The sequence below is a fragment of the Brevibacterium sp. CT2-23B genome (assembly GCF_013168765.1).
Lineage (GTDB): Bacteria > Actinomycetota > Actinomycetes > Actinomycetales > Brevibacteriaceae > Brevibacterium > Brevibacterium sediminis.
Genome location: NZ_JABBYK010000004.1, coordinates 372,071 through 388,742, shown reverse-complemented (window position 1 = coordinate 388,742; position 16,672 = coordinate 372,071). Strand labels below are relative to the sequence as shown.

At 62.9% G+C, this 16,672-nt stretch carries 17 protein-coding genes; 9 read left to right on the top strand and 8 right to left on the bottom strand.

The window, feature by feature from the left end:
* The first annotated feature begins 10 nt into the window (after positions 1-10).
* Together HIM68_RS12700 and HIM68_RS12695 are read left to right on the top strand one after the other, a co-directional pair.
* The gene (locus tag HIM68_RS12700; protein WP_172172693.1) at positions 11-385 is read left to right on the top strand and encodes a GNAT family N-acetyltransferase; all 375 of its coding nucleotides are present in this window, start codon (positions 11-13) and stop codon (positions 383-385) included.
* Between the two features lie 8 nt (positions 386-393).
* Positions 394-864 carry a carboxymuconolactone decarboxylase family protein gene (locus HIM68_RS12695; protein WP_139469518.1) on the top strand — a complete coding sequence of 157 codons (471 nt, stop codon included), beginning with the start codon at positions 394-396 and terminating at the stop codon, positions 862-864.
* 72 nt (positions 865-936) lie between these two features.
* On the opposite strand, the gene arr is transcribed toward HIM68_RS12695, so the two are convergent.
* Entirely contained in the window at positions 937-1,350 is a 414-nt protein-coding gene (gene arr / locus HIM68_RS12690; protein WP_172172691.1) for an NAD(+)--rifampin ADP-ribosyltransferase, read from the bottom strand.
* A gap of 263 nt (positions 1,351-1,613) precedes the next feature.
* Between arr and HIM68_RS12685 the strand changes: the two genes are divergently transcribed.
* A complete protein-coding gene (locus tag HIM68_RS12685) occupies positions 1,614-2,921 on the top strand; it encodes an Nramp family divalent metal transporter (protein WP_172172689.1) in 1,308 nt (435 codons plus the stop codon).
* 6 nt (positions 2,922-2,927) lie between these two features.
* Here the strand turns inward: HIM68_RS12685 and HIM68_RS12680 are convergent, their stop codons facing one another.
* The 5 genes from HIM68_RS12680 to HIM68_RS12660 form a co-directional block, all read right to left on the bottom strand.
* Positions 2,928-4,178, bottom strand: coding sequence for a DUF4143 domain-containing protein (locus tag HIM68_RS12680; protein WP_172172687.1), 1,251 nt, complete (start codon positions 4,176-4,178; stop codon positions 2,928-2,930).
* A 243-nt stretch (positions 4,179-4,421) separates the two neighbouring features.
* On the bottom strand, positions 4,422-5,705 hold the full coding sequence (locus HIM68_RS12675; protein ID WP_139469512.1) for a TRAP transporter large permease: 1,284 nt from the start codon (positions 5,703-5,705) through the stop codon (positions 4,422-4,424).
* On the bottom strand, positions 5,705-6,349 hold the full coding sequence (locus HIM68_RS12670) for a TRAP transporter small permease (RefSeq protein WP_172172685.1): 645 nt from the start codon (positions 6,347-6,349) through the stop codon (positions 5,705-5,707). The genes HIM68_RS12675 and HIM68_RS12670 overlap by 1 nt, the downstream gene beginning before the upstream one ends.
* Positions 6,349-7,383 carry a DctP family TRAP transporter solute-binding subunit gene (locus tag HIM68_RS12665; RefSeq protein ID WP_172172683.1) on the bottom strand — a complete coding sequence of 345 codons (1,035 nt, stop codon included), beginning with the start codon at positions 7,381-7,383 and terminating at the stop codon, positions 6,349-6,351. The genes HIM68_RS12670 and HIM68_RS12665 overlap by 1 nt, the downstream gene beginning before the upstream one ends.
* A 235-nt stretch (positions 7,384-7,618) precedes the next feature.
* Positions 7,619-8,317: a GntR family transcriptional regulator gene (locus tag HIM68_RS12660; protein WP_139469509.1), complete on the bottom strand. Its 699-nt coding sequence runs from the start codon at positions 8,315-8,317 to the stop codon at positions 7,619-7,621.
* A 146-nt stretch (positions 8,318-8,463) separates the two neighbouring features.
* Here HIM68_RS12660 and HIM68_RS12655 point away from each other — a divergent pair, with 146 nt between their 5' ends.
* The 3 genes from HIM68_RS12655 (at position 8,464) to HIM68_RS12645 (ending at position 12,637) form a co-directional block, all read left to right on the top strand.
* Complete coding sequence (locus HIM68_RS12655; protein ID WP_172172681.1) at positions 8,464-9,705, top strand: CaiB/BaiF CoA-transferase family protein; 1,242 nt, start codon at positions 8,464-8,466, stop codon at positions 9,703-9,705.
* A gap of 110 nt (positions 9,706-9,815) precedes the next feature.
* A complete protein-coding gene (locus tag HIM68_RS12650) occupies positions 9,816-11,453 on the top strand; it encodes a FumA C-terminus/TtdB family hydratase beta subunit (protein ID WP_172172829.1) in 1,638 nt (545 codons plus the stop codon).
* 35 nt (positions 11,454-11,488) lie between these two features.
* Complete coding sequence (locus HIM68_RS12645) at positions 11,489-12,637, top strand: acyl-CoA dehydrogenase family protein (RefSeq protein ID WP_172172679.1); 1,149 nt, start codon at positions 11,489-11,491, stop codon at positions 12,635-12,637.
* A gap of 19 nt (positions 12,638-12,656) precedes the next feature.
* Here HIM68_RS12645 and HIM68_RS12640 read toward each other — a convergent pair whose 3' ends face one another.
* On the bottom strand, positions 12,657-13,127 hold the full coding sequence (locus HIM68_RS12640; protein WP_172172677.1) for a MaoC/PaaZ C-terminal domain-containing protein: 471 nt from the start codon (positions 13,125-13,127) through the stop codon (positions 12,657-12,659).
* Positions 13,128-13,240: 113 nt separating this feature from the next.
* Here HIM68_RS12640 and HIM68_RS12635 point away from each other — a divergent pair, with 113 nt between their 5' ends.
* Positions 13,241-14,704: an MFS transporter gene (locus tag HIM68_RS12635; RefSeq protein ID WP_216657120.1), complete on the top strand. Its 1,464-nt coding sequence runs from the start codon at positions 13,241-13,243 to the stop codon at positions 14,702-14,704.
* Positions 14,697-15,206 (top strand): nuclear transport factor 2 family protein, encoded by a 510-nt coding sequence (locus HIM68_RS12630; protein ID WP_172172675.1) that lies wholly within the window; start codon positions 14,697-14,699, stop codon positions 15,204-15,206. Before HIM68_RS12635 ends, HIM68_RS12630 begins: the two co-directional genes overlap by 8 nt.
* Positions 15,207-15,208: 2 nt before the next feature.
* Here HIM68_RS12630 and HIM68_RS12625 read toward each other — a convergent pair whose 3' ends face one another.
* On the bottom strand, positions 15,209-15,847 hold the full coding sequence (locus HIM68_RS12625) for a TetR family transcriptional regulator (protein WP_172172673.1): 639 nt from the start codon (positions 15,845-15,847) through the stop codon (positions 15,209-15,211).
* Positions 15,848-15,906: 59 nt separating this feature from the next.
* Here HIM68_RS12625 and HIM68_RS12620 point away from each other — a divergent pair, with 59 nt between their 5' ends.
* Complete coding sequence (locus HIM68_RS12620; RefSeq protein ID WP_172172671.1) at positions 15,907-16,671, top strand: hypothetical protein; 765 nt, start codon at positions 15,907-15,909, stop codon at positions 16,669-16,671.
* Position 16,672 lies beyond the last annotated feature (1 nt).

Genomic DNA, 16,672 nt, shown 5'->3' with positions numbered 1-16,672 from the left:
AGCGTCAACCATGTCGAAGACATTCGAAGACAAGACCGGGGCCGAGGTCACGGTCTCGCTGAACGAATCAACGCAGGCCTATGAGATCACCGTGGCCGATGGGACCGTCGCCGGGAGCGCGTTCTTCCTACCCGGACCCGACGCGGAGACCGAACGCATCTTCTATCACACGGTCGTCGACGAGCAGTTCGGCGGCCGCGGACTGTCGAAGTTCCTCGTCGCCGAGGCGCTCGACGACTCCCGTGAGCGTGGAGTGACCGTCGTGCCCGTCTGCCCGCTCTTCGTCAAGAAGCTGCAGGAGGCTGGCGACGACTACATCGCTCAAGGCGGAAAGTTCCGCAATGCGACGGGCGCCGACATCGACATCGTCAAGCGACAGGCGTGAGTGAGGGCATGAGCAACGCAAGTCGACCATTCATCGACAAGATCCACCCCGAGAACTACAAGGCGCTGGCCCAGGCGGCCGCGAGTTCGCGGAAGGCGTCGCGCGAAGCGGGGCTCGACGATGCGCTCATCGAGCTCGTGAATACGCGGGTCTCGCAGATCAACGGCTGCCGCACCTGCCTGAGCATCCATGCCCCGGCGGCCAGGAAGGCTGGTGTCTCCCAGCTCAAGCTCGATGTGCTGCCGAGTTGGCATGAGGCCGAGATCTTCACCGATCAGGAATTCGCGGCGCTGACCCTGGCCGAGTCGTTGACCGTGCTGGACAAGACGGAGGATCGGGACGCGATCGCCGCTGAGGTGGCGCAGTACCTGACGACCGAACAGATCTCTGCGATCGAATGGTCGACGATCCTCATCAACGCGTTCAACCGCATCTCGATCGCCAGCGATCACCCGGTGTTCGGAGCCAAGCAGGACTGAGTCCACGCGGTGTTCGGTGCGAAGCGAGGTTGACTCCTTGCGGGCGCAGTGGGACGTGCCACCTCGGCGGTGTCAGTTGATGATCTCTTTGTCATCGTCCTCGCGGATGGCGGCGAGGCGTTCGCGCCACATCTGTAGGTCCTGCTCGCTCAGGCGCTTCCAGTCGGTGACTTCGCGGACGATGCGCAGGGGTTCGGTGCTGCGAAAGGAGCGGGTGGGGTTGCCGGGGAACTTCTTGTCCGTGACGTTCGGGTCGTCGACGAAGTCGCCGACGGGTTCGACCTCGTAGACGTGCGGTTGTCCGCCATTGAGAGCGGCCACCTCGGCGGCCAATCCTGCACCGTCGGGCAGGGCCGTGAAGTAGATGTGGTTCATCGTCACTTCGGGTCGGTAGTTGGAGGCGAAGCCTGCGGTCAGCAGGTCACCGGGTGCGAGTTCGGCACGGGTGCCATGGAAGAAGGGTCCCTCATCGAGTGCGTCAGCCATGGTGTCGAATATACGCTCGAAGACTGCGAATCGGCCTCGGACTCGGCGACTAGAATGGGCCTTGAGCGGTTGATGTGGAGCGCTGCGGAACGGGTTGCAGTAGGAGCAGTGGCAAAGACCGCGGCAAGGGCTCTTCCCGGGTGGTGAGACTTCCGTCCCGGAATGTGACGACCTCGGCCATACTCTCCTGAGCGAAAGATGCCCCGTGCGAACTTCTCCGGTGGCGTCGTCGACGAACCCACGTGAAGGAGCCCACCCCGCAAATGTCCGCCGAAACGACATCGCAGACGAAGAACGCCGCCTCGGCGCCGACATCATGGGCTGGACGCCTCCGCCTCATCGGTCCGGGGATCGTGTTGGCACTTGCCAGCGTCGGAGCTTCGGACATGATCACGACGATGAACTCCGGCGCCGAATACGGTTTGGCGCTCATCTGGGTGTTCACGGTCGGCATCCTCCTCAAGTTCGTCCTCTCCGAGGCGGTGTCGCGGCTGCAGATGAGCGGCGACCGGTCCCTGATCTCCCATCTCACTCGATTCGGCGGGCGGACGTTCCCCGTGCTGTTCCTCACCGCGGAGCTGCTCGTCGGGCTGTTCTTCGGAGCCGGAGTCGTCGCGGTGACGACGACGATTCTGCAGGCGATCTTCCCGGTTCTGCCGTTCTGGCCGACCGCGATCGTCGTACTGCTTTCCGCAGCGGTGCTGGTCGGCATCGGCCGGTACGGGATCGTGGAAAAGGCCATGATGGGCTTCGGAATCATCATGTTCTTCGGCATCCTGGCCCTGGCGATCTCAGTATTCCAAGGTCAGGACGCTCAAGCGGTGGCCGCAGAGACGATCGTGCCGACGTTCCCGAACACTTCGATCATCACGGTGATGTCGCTCATCGGCGGGGTCGGGGGAGCGACCGGCATCCTCGCCTACTCGTTCTGGATCCGCGAGAAGGCGTGGCGGACCCCTGACTGGAAGCCGGTCGTCCGCCTCGACCTGTTCATCAGCTACGGCCTCGTCTTCATCTTCGCCGTGGCGATGAGCGCTGTGGGAGCCTTCATCCTCTACGGGCAGGGCTTCACGATTTCGGACAATGATGCGCTGTTCGCGATCGCCGATGACCTGGTGGGTCGGATCGGTGAGACCGGGCGGTTGGTGTTCCTCATCAGCTTCCTCGCCGTGGTGTACACGAGTGTCCTCGGCGGGTTCTCCGGGATCGCCTACGTCACTGCCGACTGCCTGCGCGTGCTGCGCCGCTACCCGCACCAGGACGAGCCGGCCAATGAGATGTCGGCGAAGTCGATCGAGTTCCGCGGCGTCCTCGTCTACCTTTCGATCGCGACGTTGGTCATCATGAGCCTCGGCAAACCCGTCACCCTCGTGCTCGTCTACGCAGCGATCAGCGCGTTCATCCTGCCGGTGCTCGCCCTGGCGCTGCTCGTCATTCTCAACCGCTCATCCGTTCCGGCTCAACTGCGCAACACGAAGTGGTCGAACGTGCTGCTGGCCGTGTGCTTGGCCCTGTTCGGGTTCCTCGCTGCCCTGCAGGTCAAGGAGTCGGTGATGGGGTTGGTGGGGTAGAGCTTCTCAGGGGCCGAGCAATGCCAGCGGCACGACGGCGATTCCATCGTTGCGCCGGTAAGCCGTCGTGCCAGTGGTGACAACCACCAGGTCGGTGACGCGATCAGGAACTTGCTCTCGGAGCCAACGTAGGTGCTTCACATCTGAATCCGAGACATCGGCAGCGAGCTTGACCTCGATACCGACGATTGCGCCGTCGACGCCTTCAACAACGAGGTCGACTTCTCGCTCACCTCCATGTAGGCGGAGGTGACTGACAGAGGCCTCTGCCGCCTGAGCCATGACCCGGACCCCCAATGTCACAAGTGACTCGAACAGAGGCCCCGCAAGATGGGCTCCTCGGGGAGACAAAAGTGATTCTGCGGTCTGGTTGAGAAGGCTGGCAGCGAGAGCGGGATCGGCTAAATGGTGTTTCGGAGCTTGCTGCAAGCGTCGGTTCGGGCTGTTGGTCGGTACCCAGCCGGGGACTGGGTCGAGAAGCCACAGTTGGCTGAGGTGGTCTCTATAAGCAAGTGTCGTAGTCTTCGCTGGTTTCGTTCCATTACCGGCTGTAGTCGTGTCGAGTAGACGTGAATATGCCGTTGTCGTTGACGAGGCAGCGGCATAAGCGGCGAGCCACCGCCGGAGCGTTTCTGGACGTCTGACAGTGAACCCCAGGTCAGGCAGATCCCTGTCGACGATCCTCTGAAGGTAGGCATCAATCATGCGGCGCCGGATTCGCAGCGGGCGATTCATGATGCCGGGGAAGCCGCTGGAAACAATGGCTTCCGCGTAGTCGGTCAGTTGCAACGTCGTTGTTCCGTCGACTGACGTGGCCTGCCCTGACAATAGCTGAGCCAATGAAACAGTCGGCGTGGTGAGTCCGCGCTCGTGCACGCCCATTGGACGCATGCGAAGGGACAGGATGCGTCCTGCACCGCTGTGTGTCCCAGCAGTGTTGACCGGTGATGCAGAGCCTGTGAGAAGAAATCGTCCATTCGGTGCACCCGCATCCACCAATCGCCGAACTGAATCCCAAATCTGTGGCAGTTGTTGCCATTCGTCGAGAAGTACGGTGCCCTTTGGGATTGACTTCAGGGAGAAGGCGGAGCGAAGGATGTCGCGTTGAGCGGGGTCGTCCAAGTACCAGGCAATGTCCGATCGGCGCGATGCTGTATCGGTTTTACCCACGCCTTTGGGGCCGTCAACTGCTATGGCTGGGGTTTCATTAAGCAGTTCGTCGAGTTCGAGATCAATGGTTCGGGAAAGGTAATCCACGTAGCCTGCCCTTGGTCGGTTACCTGCGATTCTGCCAGTTATCCGCGTGGTTCTGATTTACGACGCTACCATTTCGCAGACTCATACACTACCATTTCGCAGGTTCATACACTACCGTTTGCGGAAAACTTACGCTACCTTTTCGCGCTCAGTTCACTCTTGGCGACACAAGAGTGGGACAGACTCCTTCTCGGAGAACTGTCCCACCCGAAGCGACCGCGGAGCGTCAGCCTATGCCAGACATCACCCCACGAACGCCGTGGCGAAGAACGGCACGAACGTGACCAGTACGAGTGCCGCCAGCAGCACCAGCGCACTCGGGATCGCGGCTTTCGCCACTCCCATCACGCTCATCCCGGACATGCCCGATGCGACGAACAGGTTGAGGCCGAGCGGCGGTGTGATCATGCCGATCTCAAGGTTCATCACCACGATGATGCCGAAGTGGATCGGGTCGATGCCCAGCTCCATCGCGATCGGCAGCAGGATCGGGGCGAGGATGAGGATCGCCGAGGATGTCTCCATCACACAGCCGACGAACAGCAGCAGGATGTTGACGAGGATGAGGAACTGCCACGGCTGCAGGTCCCATTCGGTGATCGTCGTCGAGATCTGACCAGGGATCCGCTCACTGGCGAGCACGAAGGTGAAGAGAATGCCGTTGGCGATGATGAACATGACCATCGCCGAGGTCTTCACCGACGCCAGCGTGACCTCCCACAGCTGCGAGATCTTGATCTCGCGGTAGATGAGCAGCGACACGACCAGCGAATAAGCGACGGCCACGGCGGCCGCCTCGGTGGGGGTGAACCATCCGGAGTAGATTCCGCCGAGGACGAGGAACGGCAGCGCAAGAGCGAGAATCGCATCCCGGAACGCCTTCAACTTGTCCTTGTTCGACATCCGGAAGCCGACCCCGGCGTGACCGTAGCCCTTCTTCCAAGCGACGAACACAGCCATGCCCAACAGCATCACGCCGGCGAGGATGCCCGGCAGGACGCCTGCGAGGAACAGGTCGCCGATGTTCTGCTCGGTGGCGATGCCGAAGACGATGAGCGGAATCGACGGCGGGATGAGGATGCCCAACGACCCCGAGGTGGCGACGAGTCCCGTGGAGAACTCCTTCGGGTACCCGTTCTTGATCATCGCCGGAATCATCAGCGCACCGACCGCGACGACCGTGGCCGGTGAGGACCCGGAGACCGCTGCGAAGAACATGCACGCGAGCACCGTGGTGATCGCCATGCCGCCGCGCAGATGCCCGACCATGGCCGCACCGAAGTCGGTCAGCCGTCGGGAGATCCCGCCGCGGGACATGATGTTCGCCGCGAGGATGAAGAACGGGATCGCCATGAGCGGGAACGAGTTAAGCGCATTGAACAGCCGTTCCGAAACCTGGGTCATCGGAATGAGCGTGAAGTAGTAGAAGTAGACGATGCTCGTCAGACCCAAGGCGACCGCGATCGGCGCCGAGGTGACGAGCAGTGCGATGAGGACGACGATGAGGACGATGGTGGCTTCGAACATCAGCGATCGCCTCCCTTCTCGTCGGTCCCGCCATCGCCGAGGCGGTCGCCCCCGTTGGCTCCGTCCGTGCGGTTTGTGCGGTCGCTTCCGTCATCGACGATCGCGATGTCTTCGACGTCGATGCCGACGGCGGCGGCCTCCTCGGCGAGGACATCCTTGTCGAGTTCCGTCGCAGGAGTGCGCAGGGCACGGATGGTCATCTCGACGGCGCGGATGAAGAACAGAGTCATGCCCACGGCCAGCGAGAGTTCGACGACCCACAGCGGCAGCTTGAGCGCCGGGGTGATCGTCGTCCGCGAGAACGGTTCGGTGATGAGCGCCCACGACAGGTAGGCGATGAAGCCCGCGTAGACCAGAGTGGCCAGTCCGCCGAGGACGACGAAGAACTTCTTCGCCTTGCCCTTGAGCAGAGCCGGCATGATGTCGACGGCGACGTGCTCGTTGTGGCGCAGGGTGACCACCGCGCCGAAGAACGTCGAGAAGATGATGAGGTAGATGACCGCCTCCTCGGACCAGAAGAGGACGTCACCGGTGATATTGCGCAGAAGCACGGCGAAGACCGCCAAGGCGGTGGCCGCGATGAGGCAGCCGCCGGCCAGGAAGTTCTCGAGCCGACTGAGGTACTTGTCGATGGTCTTCATCATCAGCCCCTCTTCTCGTTGCGTTCGAGGAGCTCGTCGACGACCTCGGGACCGATGACGTCGCGGTACTTCTCGTATTCGGACGGCACGACCATGTCCTTGAAGGCTTGACGCTCTTCCTTGCTCGGGATGACGATCTCCGTGCCGCCGGATTCCTCGATGGTCTTCTTCGACTCTTCGTTGACCTTCTGAGCTTCCTTGCGGTTGAACTCGCTGGCCTCATCGGCGGCCTCGTCGACTGCGGTCTGCAGGTCGTCGGGAAGCTCGTCATACCAGCGCTTATTCACCGTGAGGATGTAGCCGATGTAGCCGTGATCGAGTTCCGTCACGTACTTCTGGACAGTGTGCATGTTCTGCGACTGGATGTTCGAGTAGGTGTTCTCGCCTCCGTCGATGAGACCCTGCTGCAGTCCGCTGTAGACCTCGGCGAACGCAAGCGGAGTCGGAATCCCACCCCAGGTCTCGAACTGGGTGCGTAGCACGTCTGAAGGCTGGATGCGGTACTTCTTGCCCCTCATGTCTTCGGGTTTCAGCGTCTTGTTGTTCGAGTGGATCTGCTTCATGCCCGAATCCCACAGACCGAGGACCTTGAGCCCGTTCTCCTCGAGATCGGGGTTCGCGTAGATGGCCTTGCCGATCTCGGTATCGGGACTGGCGACCTCGGGGATCTCGTCGGGGTCGTCGAAGATGAACGGCAGGTCGAGAACCTGCAGGCTCGGTGCGATCGTCGTGAACTTCGCGCTCGCCGGGGCCAAGACCTGGACGGCATTGGACTGGATGGCCTGCATCTCGTCCTTATCGCCGTAGAGTTCCGAGTTCGGGAACACCTCGACCTCGATGCGGCCGCCGGACTTCTTCTCGACCTGTTCGGCGAAGAAGTCTGCGGCCAGTCCCTTCGGTGTGCCCACCGAGGTGACATGGGCGAAGCGCAGTTCGAATTTCTGTTGGTCTCCGCTGCGTGCGGGATTGCATCCGCTCAGCAGCAGGAGGCTTATCGAGAGGCCCGCGATGAGCGGCTTCCACCTCGGTCGTCTCATTGACGTCATCGTCAGCTCCAGTCTGGTTGGCCAGGGGCGATGCCGATCGGGAGCCTGCGTGTGGACGAACTCGGCGTAGAAGACGGCTGGTCATTGCCGTGCGGAGAGTTCGTGCCGAGTCAGGTTCTCGATCGACCGTTCACGAGCCTAGAGGACTTTTCGCTGATTTCCAATATGATCGGCAATAGAATGCATTATTTGTTGAACTGAGAGTTCGCGGCCTGCCTCGAGGGCGTCAGTCCGTGTCGAAGTCGAAGGGGTCGGAGACTGCCTGACCGGTCGTCGACTCGGCCAGGCGGAGGAAGCCGTTCGTGATGTGATCGCCGAGGTGGCGCGCCGCCGCGTCCGGATCGACGTCGCGGACAGCGTCGACGATCGACTGATGTTCGGCGTGCACCTGGTCGAGTCTCTCGGGGCTGTCGAGAGTGAGGTCCCACGGGAAGGCTCGCCAGCGTGCAGCGATGTCGTCGCGCAGCGCGGGCATTCCGCAGCGGTCGTAGAAGAAGAAGTGGAACTCCTCGTTGCGGGTGTTGCGTCCCAGCGAATCACCGTCGGCGCTGGCCTCGTCAAGCGCCTCGAGCAGGCGCTCGGCCTGGCGCAGCTCGTGTCTGGAGATCCGCGTGGTCGCACGGGCGATGGCGAAGGTCTCGGTGAGCTTTCGGGTGACGAAGAGGGACTTGAGACGGTCGACGTCGACGCCGGCGACGCGTACACCGCGGTGAGCTTCGGAGGTGACGAGACCCTCGGCTTCGAGGATCCGCAGGGCCTCGCGGACCGGCGTGATGGAGGCATTGAACCAGTCGGCGACCTGATCCTGTCGCAGTCGTTCGCCGCGATCGAGCTCGCGGGAGAGGATCTTTCGGCGCAGGCCGAGGACGATGACGTCCCGTTTGGTCGATGCCGACTCCTGATCCACCCGATGCCTTTCGTTCATGCGTCACCCGCTGTTGGGGTGTCAGTTTCATGTCTCGGTGGTCCCAGTCTACAGGCGCGGGCAACAACTGAGACCGAAGAATGCATTATCTGTGAAGATATGTATGATGTGGATGTCAACGTTTCATACCTCGTCGTGGAGGGCCGATGGCCACTGCTGCACCGACGTCCGTACCGAGCCCCGCGGGCCAGGACGACGCGACCGCCTCGAACTTGCCGCTGTCCGGCATTACTGTCATCAGCTGCGAGCAGGCAGTCGCCGCCCCCTTCGCCTCACGCCAGCTGGCGGACCTCGGAGCCCGGGTCATCAAGATCGAACGCCCAGGCGTCGGCGACTTCGCCCGCGGATACGACACGACGGTCAATGGACTCTCGAGCCATTTCGTGTGGATCAACCGCAACAAGGAGAGCCTGGCGCTCGACCTGAAGAGCCCCGACGGACTTAAGATCCTGCACGAGCTCATCGCCTCGGCGGATGTCTTCATCCAGAACTTCGCTCCTGGCGCGGCAGAGAGACTCGGCCTCGGTGCCGAAGACCTTCGGTCGATCAACCCTCGGCTGATCCACGCCTCGATCTCCGGATACGGAACGGACGGGCCGTACAAAGATGCCAAGGCCTACGATGCACTTGTGCAGGCCGAGGCAGGACTGGTCTCCGTGACCGGAACAGAGGAGTTCCCTGCGAAGACGGGAATCTCGACGGCAGACATCGCCGCGGGAATGTACACGTACTCAGGCATCCTCACCGCTCTGTACAACCGCGAGCGCACCGGTGTTGGCGCCACCCTGTCGACGAGCCTCTTCGACTCCCTCGTCGAATGGATGGGCTACCCCCTCTACTTCACCCGCTACGGCGGCGCCCGTCCCACTCGGGCCGGCACCTCCCACGCCGCCATCGCCCCCTACGGCGCGTTCACCTGCGGCGATGGCACTCAGATCATGCTCGCGATCCAGAACGAACGCGAATGGGAACGCTTCGCCATCCAGGTTCTCGACCGTCCCGATATGGTCACCGACGAACGCTTCGACCGTGCCGCTCACCGCTACGCCCACCGACACGAACTCCAAGAGATCATCGAGCGAGCCTTCTCCGCCCTCACCGGCGAAGCCTGCGACGCTCTGCTCGAGCAAGCCGCGGTCGCCCACTCGAGGCAGCGCGATATGAGCGAGATCGCCGACCACCCACAGCTGACCGAACGCCACCGCTGGCACGAGGTCGAGACCCCCGCTGGTCCGATCTCCATGCTCGCACCACCGGTCGAGATGTCCGGGGTGGGCCCACGGATGGATCCGATCCCGGCGGTGGGGCAGAATTCGGAGTCCATCCTCGGCGAGCTGGGGATGGATGCCGAGGCGATCGGCGAACTGCGCCACAACGGGGTGATCTGACGACGATGAATGACGAACCCGCACAACCGACCGACGGCGGGGCCGCCTCGGCGGGGGCAGACGACTTCGCCTACTCACCTCTGCTGCCCACCGAAGGCGAGGGCCCGCGGATGCGCGGGCTCGACATCGGGGGAGTGGAGACGACCACCGTCGAGGTGGGCGGGACGTCGCGCTCGTTCCTCACCGTGGCGCCGGAGACCCTGTCCGACCTCGCCGAGGTCGCCTTCAAGGAGATCTCGCACTACCTGCGCACAGATCATCTGGCCAGCCTGCGCGCGATCATCGACGATCCGGAGGCCAGTGACAACGACGTCTACGTCGCCCTCGACCTGCTGCAGAACGCCGCGGTCTCGGCCGGGGAGATCCTGCCGATGTGTCAGGACACGGGCACGGCCATCGTCTCGGCCAAGCGCGGACCGAACGTACTCACCGACGGCGATGATGCCAGGCATCTGTCGCGCGGAATCGGCCGTGCCTACGAGGAGCTCAACCTTCGGTACTCGCAGTTGGCGCCGACGAGCCTGTTCGAAGAGACGAATACCGGCACCAACCTGCCCGCCCAGATCGAAGTGGGGTTGAGCCCCGCCGACGACTATGAGCTCCTGTTCATGGCCAAAGGCGGAGGCAGTGCGAACAAGTCCTTCCTCTACCAGGAGACGAAGGCCGTGCTCAACGAGTCGGCGATGCTCGACTTCCTCGCCGAGAAGATCTCCACCCTCGGCACCGCAGCCTGCCCGCCTTATCATCTGGCCGTCGTCATCGGCGGGCCGTCGGCCGAATTCACGCTCAAAACCGCGAAACTCGCCAGCGCCCACTACCTCGACGACCTGCCGGAGACCGGAGACGCCGAGTTGGGGCACGGATTCAGGGACCGGGAATTCGAGCAGACCGTCTTCGAACTCACCCAGAACCTCGGCTTCGGTGCACAGTTCGGCGGCAAGTACTTCTGCCACGACGTCCGCGTCGTCCGGCTGCCCCGACACAACGGATCCCTGCCGATCGCGATCGCCGTAAGCTGTTCGGCAGACCGGCAGATCATCGCCCGCATCAACGCAGACGGCGTGTTCATCGAAGAACTCGAACACGATCCGGCGAGGTTCCTGCCCGCGATGGGCCGCGTCGAGGAGATCGAATCCGGCAATGTCACCGCCATCGACCTCGACCGACCGATGCCGAGTCTGCAGGAACAGCTGTCCGAACTGTCCGTCGGCGACCGTGTGTCGCTGACGGGAACGGTCGTCGTCGCCCGCGACATCGTCCACGCGAACCTGCGCGACCGCCTCGACGCCGGTGGGGAGCTTCCCGACTATTTCAAGGACCATCCCATCTACTATGCGGGGCCGGCGAAGACACCCGAGGGAATGCCCTCGGGGTCGTTCGGTCCGACCACCTCATCGCGGATGGACACGTATGTGCGGCAGTTCCAGGAGGCCGGCGGATCGATGATCATGCTCGGCAAAGGCAACCGGTCCGCGCAGGTGAAGAGCTCCTGCGCCGAATTCGGCGGCTTCTACCTCGGATCGATCGGCGGCCCTGCCGCCCGGCTGGCTCAGGACTGCATCACCTCGGTCGAGGTCCTCGATATGGAGGAGCTCGGGATGGAGGCAGTGTGGAAGATCCACGTCGAAGACTTCCCGGCGTTCATCATCACCGACGACAAGGGCAATGACTTCTTCGACAGCACCGGTCCGCCGACGCTCGGCCTCGGCCGGACCCGCACGGTCCGCGACGGCACCCGACTGGACTGAACTTTCCAAATGACGAACGAACAGAGGATTTCACCATGGCAGTGAGCAATGAAGAGCAGATGATGATCGACCTGGTCGCCGAATTCATCGACGAACAGGTCAAACCCAGCGTCAACAAGGTCGAACACGCCAACGAATACCCGGAAGCGTGGATCCAGACGATGAAGGATATGGGCATCTACGGGCTCGCCATCGACGAGCCGTGGGGGATGGGCAAGGTCTCGACCGAGGCGTATGCGCTCATCACTCAGGAACTCGCCCGCGGGTGGATGTCCCTGGCCGGTGCCATGGGCGGGCACACCGTCGTCGCGAAGCTCCTCCAGGAATACGGCACCCAGGAACAGAAGGACAAGTACCTGCCGCGAATGGCCACCGGTGAGCTGCGCGCGACGATGGCCCTGACTGAACCCGGCGGCGGATCCGATCTGCAGGGCATGCGCACAACAGCTGCCAAGGACGGCGACGACTACCTCATCAACGGGTCGAAGACGTGGATCACGAATGCCCGGAAATCCGACCTCATCGCTTTGCTGTGCAAGACCGACCCCGAGGCGGAACCACGGCACAAGGGAATCTCGATCATCCTCGTGGAGAAAGGGGAGGGCTTCACGGTCTCCCAGGATCTGTCGAAGCTCGGGTACAAGGGCGTCGAGACCTGCGAGCTGTCCTTCGACGGTCTTCGGCAGCCGCAGTCGCAGTTGCTCGGTGATGTTGAGGGGGTCGGGTTCAAGCAGATGATGAAGGGGCTCGAGATCGGCCGCATCCAGGTTGCGTCCCGGTCGCTTGGTGTGGCTCAGGCTGCTCTTGATGATGCGGTGAAGTACTCGCAGGAGCGTGAGTCGATGGGCAAGCCGATCTGGAAGCATCAGTCGGTGGGCAACAAGCTCGCCACGATGGCGACGAAGCTCGAGGCGGCTCGGCAGCTCGTCCTCCACGCCGCTCGCACCTATGATTCGGGTGCGCGTGTGGACATGGAGGCCGGAATGGCGAAGCTCTATGCTTCGGAGATGGCCGCCGAGGTGGCCCTCGATGCCATCCGCGTCCATGGCGGTTACGGATATTCCACCGAGTACGACGTCGAACGCTATTACCGGGATGCCCCGCTGATGATCGTCGGTGAGGGTACGAATGAGATCCAGATGAACGTTATCGCCAAGCAGCTCATCGGTCGGAACAAGGCCTGAGGGTCATCGGCCTATTTGGTCACGGCGTGGAAGGTGTCAGCTCGATGAGGAATCCGGATCTCCCCTCCTGCGCCTTCTCGCCGTGCTGATTGAACAGAGTGAATCGCCGGTCGACGAAGCCCTTGTCGCCCGCGGAGACCTTACGGCAGGACAGGATCTCCATCTCGAGGGTCACCGTGTCTCCGATGCGCAGCGGTGTGAGGAACTTCCAGTCGTCGAGGCTGGTCATGGCGATCGCCGATTGCGCGAACCAGCCGGCTCGGTCCATCAGTCCGGTGAGGACGGCGATTCCCAAGGCGCCGTGCAACAGACGTCCGCCTCGGTCCTCCATGTATTCGGCATCGGCATGGACTTGGTTCCAGTCGCCCGAGAGCATCGAGAACATTGTGAGGTCGGCTTCCGTCAGCGTCCGCGCGGGGGACCGATAGACCTGGCCGACCTCGAGGTCCTCGAAGTAGAGGCTGTTGTCAGTGGTGCGCTTCTCGAGCATGGAGTTCTCCTGGGTCAGGGGCCGAAATCGGGCGCCTGTTGCCTGGGTGGAGCGCCTCTGTCATACTCAGCATACAAGAACGAACGTTCTTCCCTGCTCAATGAGGAGTGATAATGCAATCAGCACCCAACTCGCCCACCGGCCCTGACGCGACCACGTCCGGCATGACCACGACCGAACTCGAAACACCCGACGAAGGCAAAATGACCCGCCTCGCTGCCGCATCTGTCATCGCCACAGCGCTCGAGTGGTTCGACTTCCTCATCTATTCGACCGCCTCGGCGCTCGTCTTCGGCCATGTCTTCTTCCCCTCGCTCGAAGGAGCCTTGGGAACCATCGCCTCGTTCGGCACCCTCGCGGTGGGCTTCATCGCCCGTCCCGTCGGCGGCATCATCGCCGGTGCTCTCGGCGACAAGTTCGGCCGCAAGGGACCGCTCGTCGCCTCGATGATCGTCATGGGGCTCGCGACAACGTCGATCGGACTGCTGCCCAGCCACGAGACCATCGGAATCTGGGCGCCGATCCTCCTGGTGACCGCACGCTTGGTCCAAGGACTCGGCGTCGGCGCACAATGGGGCGGCGCCACGCTGCTGTTGACCGAGCATTCGCCGCTGAAGCGTCGCGGTTTCTACGGCTCCCTCGTCCAGCTGGGCACCGTCGCCGGCATCATCATCGGCAATGCCTTCTTCCTCTGCATCCTGCTCTTCGTCGATGAAGGCGCCTTCATCGAGTGGGGCTGGCGCGTGCCGTTCCTGTCGGGCATCCTCCTCGTCGCCGTCGGAATCTTCGTGCAGATGAAGATCGAAGAGACCCCGGTCTTCAAGTCGATGCAGGCCAAGGCGGAGGCCGCAACCGCCGGTACGAAGATGCCGCGTGTGTCCTTCCTGCGCGCCCTGCGGCTGTACTGGAAGCAGATTCTGCAGGCTGCCGGCGCATTCTTCGTCGTCAACGGCACCTTCTACATCATGATCTCCGGAATGCTGTCCTACGGCACCGCGAATGTCGGGCTCTCTCAGACGACGATGATCATGATCGTCTGCCTCGCCGTCGCCACTCAGATCTTCACCATCCCCTACTTCGGGGCCTGGTCCGACCGACACGGCCGCCGCAAGATCTTCCTGCTCGGCACCGTTCTCATGGCCGTGTGGGCCTTCCCGTTCTTCTGGCTCGTCGACACCGGCAATCCGTTCCTCGTTGCGGCAGCCATCATCGTCGGCCTCACCCTGCATGCCATGATGTTTGGGCCCCAGGCGGCACTGTTCGCCGAGATGTTCCCCGCAGACGTCCGGTACTTCGGCGCCTCCCTCGGATTCCAGCTGGCGAGTGTCTTCGCCGGTGGTCTCGCACCGATGATCATGGTCTCGCTCATCGAAGCGACCGGCACCTCGGCGAGTGTCTCCCTCTACATCATCGCGATGGCCGTCATCACCTTCGTCGCCGTGTACTCCATCAGGGAACGCTTCCAGACGAACCTGCATGAGACGGCCGCAGACATCGAAGAACGCGAACTTCGGGAAGCAGGCAAGCTCGATGTGGCTGCGAAATCGACAACTGCGGAGGAGGCCGAACATGCCTGAGACGACTCTGACCCTCGAAGAGAGGATCACCCGCCTCGAAGACATCCACGAGATTGGGCAGCTCCGCGCCCGGTACTGTCAGGCACTCGATGACGGTCGCTGGGAAGACCTCGCCGACACGTTCACCGAGGACGGCGCATTCGTCGGTCTGTCCACTGCACGCGGCCGTGCGGAAATGCTCGAGTTCTTCCCACAGCTCAACTCCTCGACCGTGACATCGTGGTGGCACTTCAGCTCCAACGAAACCGTGGAGCTCGACGGAGACACTGCGACCGGAACGACCTGGCTGCTGCAGCCCTGCGTCGTCGACGGCGAATCCCAGATCGCGGCCGGTCGGTACGAAGACACGATGGTCAGGACGGCACACGGGTGGCGATTCCAGGAGCGTCGAGTCTCGTTCTTCTTCTGGTCGTCGCTCGAATCCGGATGGGACGCGGCGCGATTCTCGTTCCCGCCCGCCGTCGACGCGGCCGATGCCCGAACGGTCGAACGGCTCGGATGATGTCAGTCGGAAGAGGCAGGCCGCTTGGCGGCACGGACCAGACCGAAGACGAGGTCGACCTGCAGATCGGCGAGTTCGGCGGGCGAGAGTTCACCGTCGGGCCGGTACCACGTCGACATCGAGTTGCAGAGGGTGACGACGCCGCGCACCGCCGAGCCGAGATTGCGCACCTCGCACTCTCCGGCGGCAGCAGCGTCACCGATCGCAGCCCGGAACACCGCTTCCGTCCTGTCTCTTTCGGTGACCACCTCGGCGCGGTTCTCCCCCTCGAGGTAGCGGAATTCGGTGATGCCCACCACCGAGGCGCGGGGCTGGGCCACGATGAAATCGACGTAGGCACGCACCGCGGCCTCGAGCCTCGACATCGGGTCCGTTCCCGCTGCGCCGACCGCTTCCTCGAGCGAATCGGCCAGGGTTCGCGCCGTCTCTTCGAGCACGAACTCGAGGATCTCACTCTTCGACCCGAAGTAGTTGTACAGATTCGACAAGGAAGTGCCCGCCGCCTTCGCGATCTGCCGCGTCGACGCACCGTGGAAACCCTGGGCGGAGAACACCTCGAGAGCAGCGTGGACAACCGTGTCACGGTCGATGAATCTCGGCGCTGCTCGCCGCCGGTTCGCATTGGCTGGGGTGTCCTCCATGGGCACCAATCTACTCATAAGTTCACCTGCACTCATAAGCACACCCGGAAGGAACTGTTATGACCACCCCGCTCAAACCCGGCCGAAGACTGCTCGCCGATGCTGACGCACTGGCTGCGTCAAGTCCGCTGTCGCTGGCCGACTCCGTTGCCGAGGCGATCGGTCAGGAGCTGGGGCAGTCGGTCCGACTGGTCTCGGCTGAGCTGGAGACGAACGGCGAGGCCCAGACCGACGACGGCGAACTCGTCTCCCCGTCTGCAGTGGTGACGGCCGTCCTGCCTCAAAAGGGACAGGAGCTGCAGACCGAGGTGACAGCTCACCTCGAAGGGGACGCCGCCTATTCCGCCTCGGTGCGTTTCGCCTTCGCCGAAGCCATCGATAACAGCGACGACGTGTCCGATCTGCTCTGCCCAGGCAGTGCTGGTTGGAACAGCGCATTGCGCGATCGCCTGCGTGAGGACTCCGAGTTCTCCACACTCATCGAGGCCTACGACGGAACGATCGGCATCGCCATCGGCGGTCGCCCAGTGCACTTTCGCTGCTACCGCGGTCACGTGCTCGAGGTCGTCGCCCGCTCCATCCTCGGCGCTAACTTCGTGCTCTCCATCCCCGGCGACGTCTTCATCGACCTCGTGACCGCAGAGCGCAACCGCTTCATGGAGACCGCGATGAGCGGGAGGATGCGCTCCTCCGGATCCGGGTACGAGTACCTGCGCATGACCAGCGCACTGATCCGCATCATCGACCACGCTCGAGCCATGGCCGTCACAGCCGGCTATGTCGGCTCCGAACGCGTCCTCGACACGAATCTGCAGGTGGCTTGAG

Coding starts and splice junctions, on each gene's coding strand:
- HIM68_RS12700 (WP_172172693.1), top strand. CDS start 11: ATGTCGAAGACATTCGAAGACAAGACCGGGGCCGAGGTCACGGTCTCG.
- HIM68_RS12695 (WP_139469518.1), top strand. CDS start 394: ATGAGCAACGCAAGTCGACCATTCATCGACAAGATCCACCCCGAGAAC.
- arr (WP_172172691.1), bottom strand. CDS start 1,350: ATGGCTGACGCACTCGATGAGGGACCCTTCTTCCATGGCACCCGTGCC.
- HIM68_RS12685 (WP_172172689.1), top strand. CDS start 1,614: ATGTCCGCCGAAACGACATCGCAGACGAAGAACGCCGCCTCGGCGCCG.
- HIM68_RS12675 (WP_139469512.1), bottom strand. CDS start 5,705: ATGTTCGAAGCCACCATCGTCCTCATCGTCGTCCTCATCGCACTGCTC.
- HIM68_RS12670 (WP_172172685.1), bottom strand. CDS start 6,349: ATGATGAAGACCATCGACAAGTACCTCAGTCGGCTCGAGAACTTCCTG.
- HIM68_RS12665 (WP_172172683.1), bottom strand. CDS start 7,383: ATGAGACGACCGAGGTGGAAGCCGCTCATCGCGGGCCTCTCGATAAGC.
- HIM68_RS12660 (WP_139469509.1), bottom strand. CDS start 8,317: ATGAACGAAAGGCATCGGGTGGATCAGGAGTCGGCATCGACCAAACGG.
- HIM68_RS12655 (WP_172172681.1), top strand. CDS start 8,464: ATGGCCACTGCTGCACCGACGTCCGTACCGAGCCCCGCGGGCCAGGAC.
- HIM68_RS12650 (WP_172172829.1), top strand. CDS start 9,816: ATGCGCGGGCTCGACATCGGGGGAGTGGAGACGACCACCGTCGAGGTG.
- HIM68_RS12645 (WP_172172679.1), top strand. CDS start 11,489: ATGGCAGTGAGCAATGAAGAGCAGATGATGATCGACCTGGTCGCCGAA.
- HIM68_RS12640 (WP_172172677.1), bottom strand. CDS start 13,127: ATGCTCGAGAAGCGCACCACTGACAACAGCCTCTACTTCGAGGACCTC.
- HIM68_RS12635 (WP_216657120.1), top strand. CDS start 13,241: ATGCAATCAGCACCCAACTCGCCCACCGGCCCTGACGCGACCACGTCC.
- HIM68_RS12630 (WP_172172675.1), top strand. CDS start 14,697: ATGCCTGAGACGACTCTGACCCTCGAAGAGAGGATCACCCGCCTCGAA.
- HIM68_RS12625 (WP_172172673.1), bottom strand. CDS start 15,847: ATGGAGGACACCCCAGCCAATGCGAACCGGCGGCGAGCAGCGCCGAGA.
- HIM68_RS12620 (WP_172172671.1), top strand. CDS start 15,907: ATGACCACCCCGCTCAAACCCGGCCGAAGACTGCTCGCCGATGCTGAC.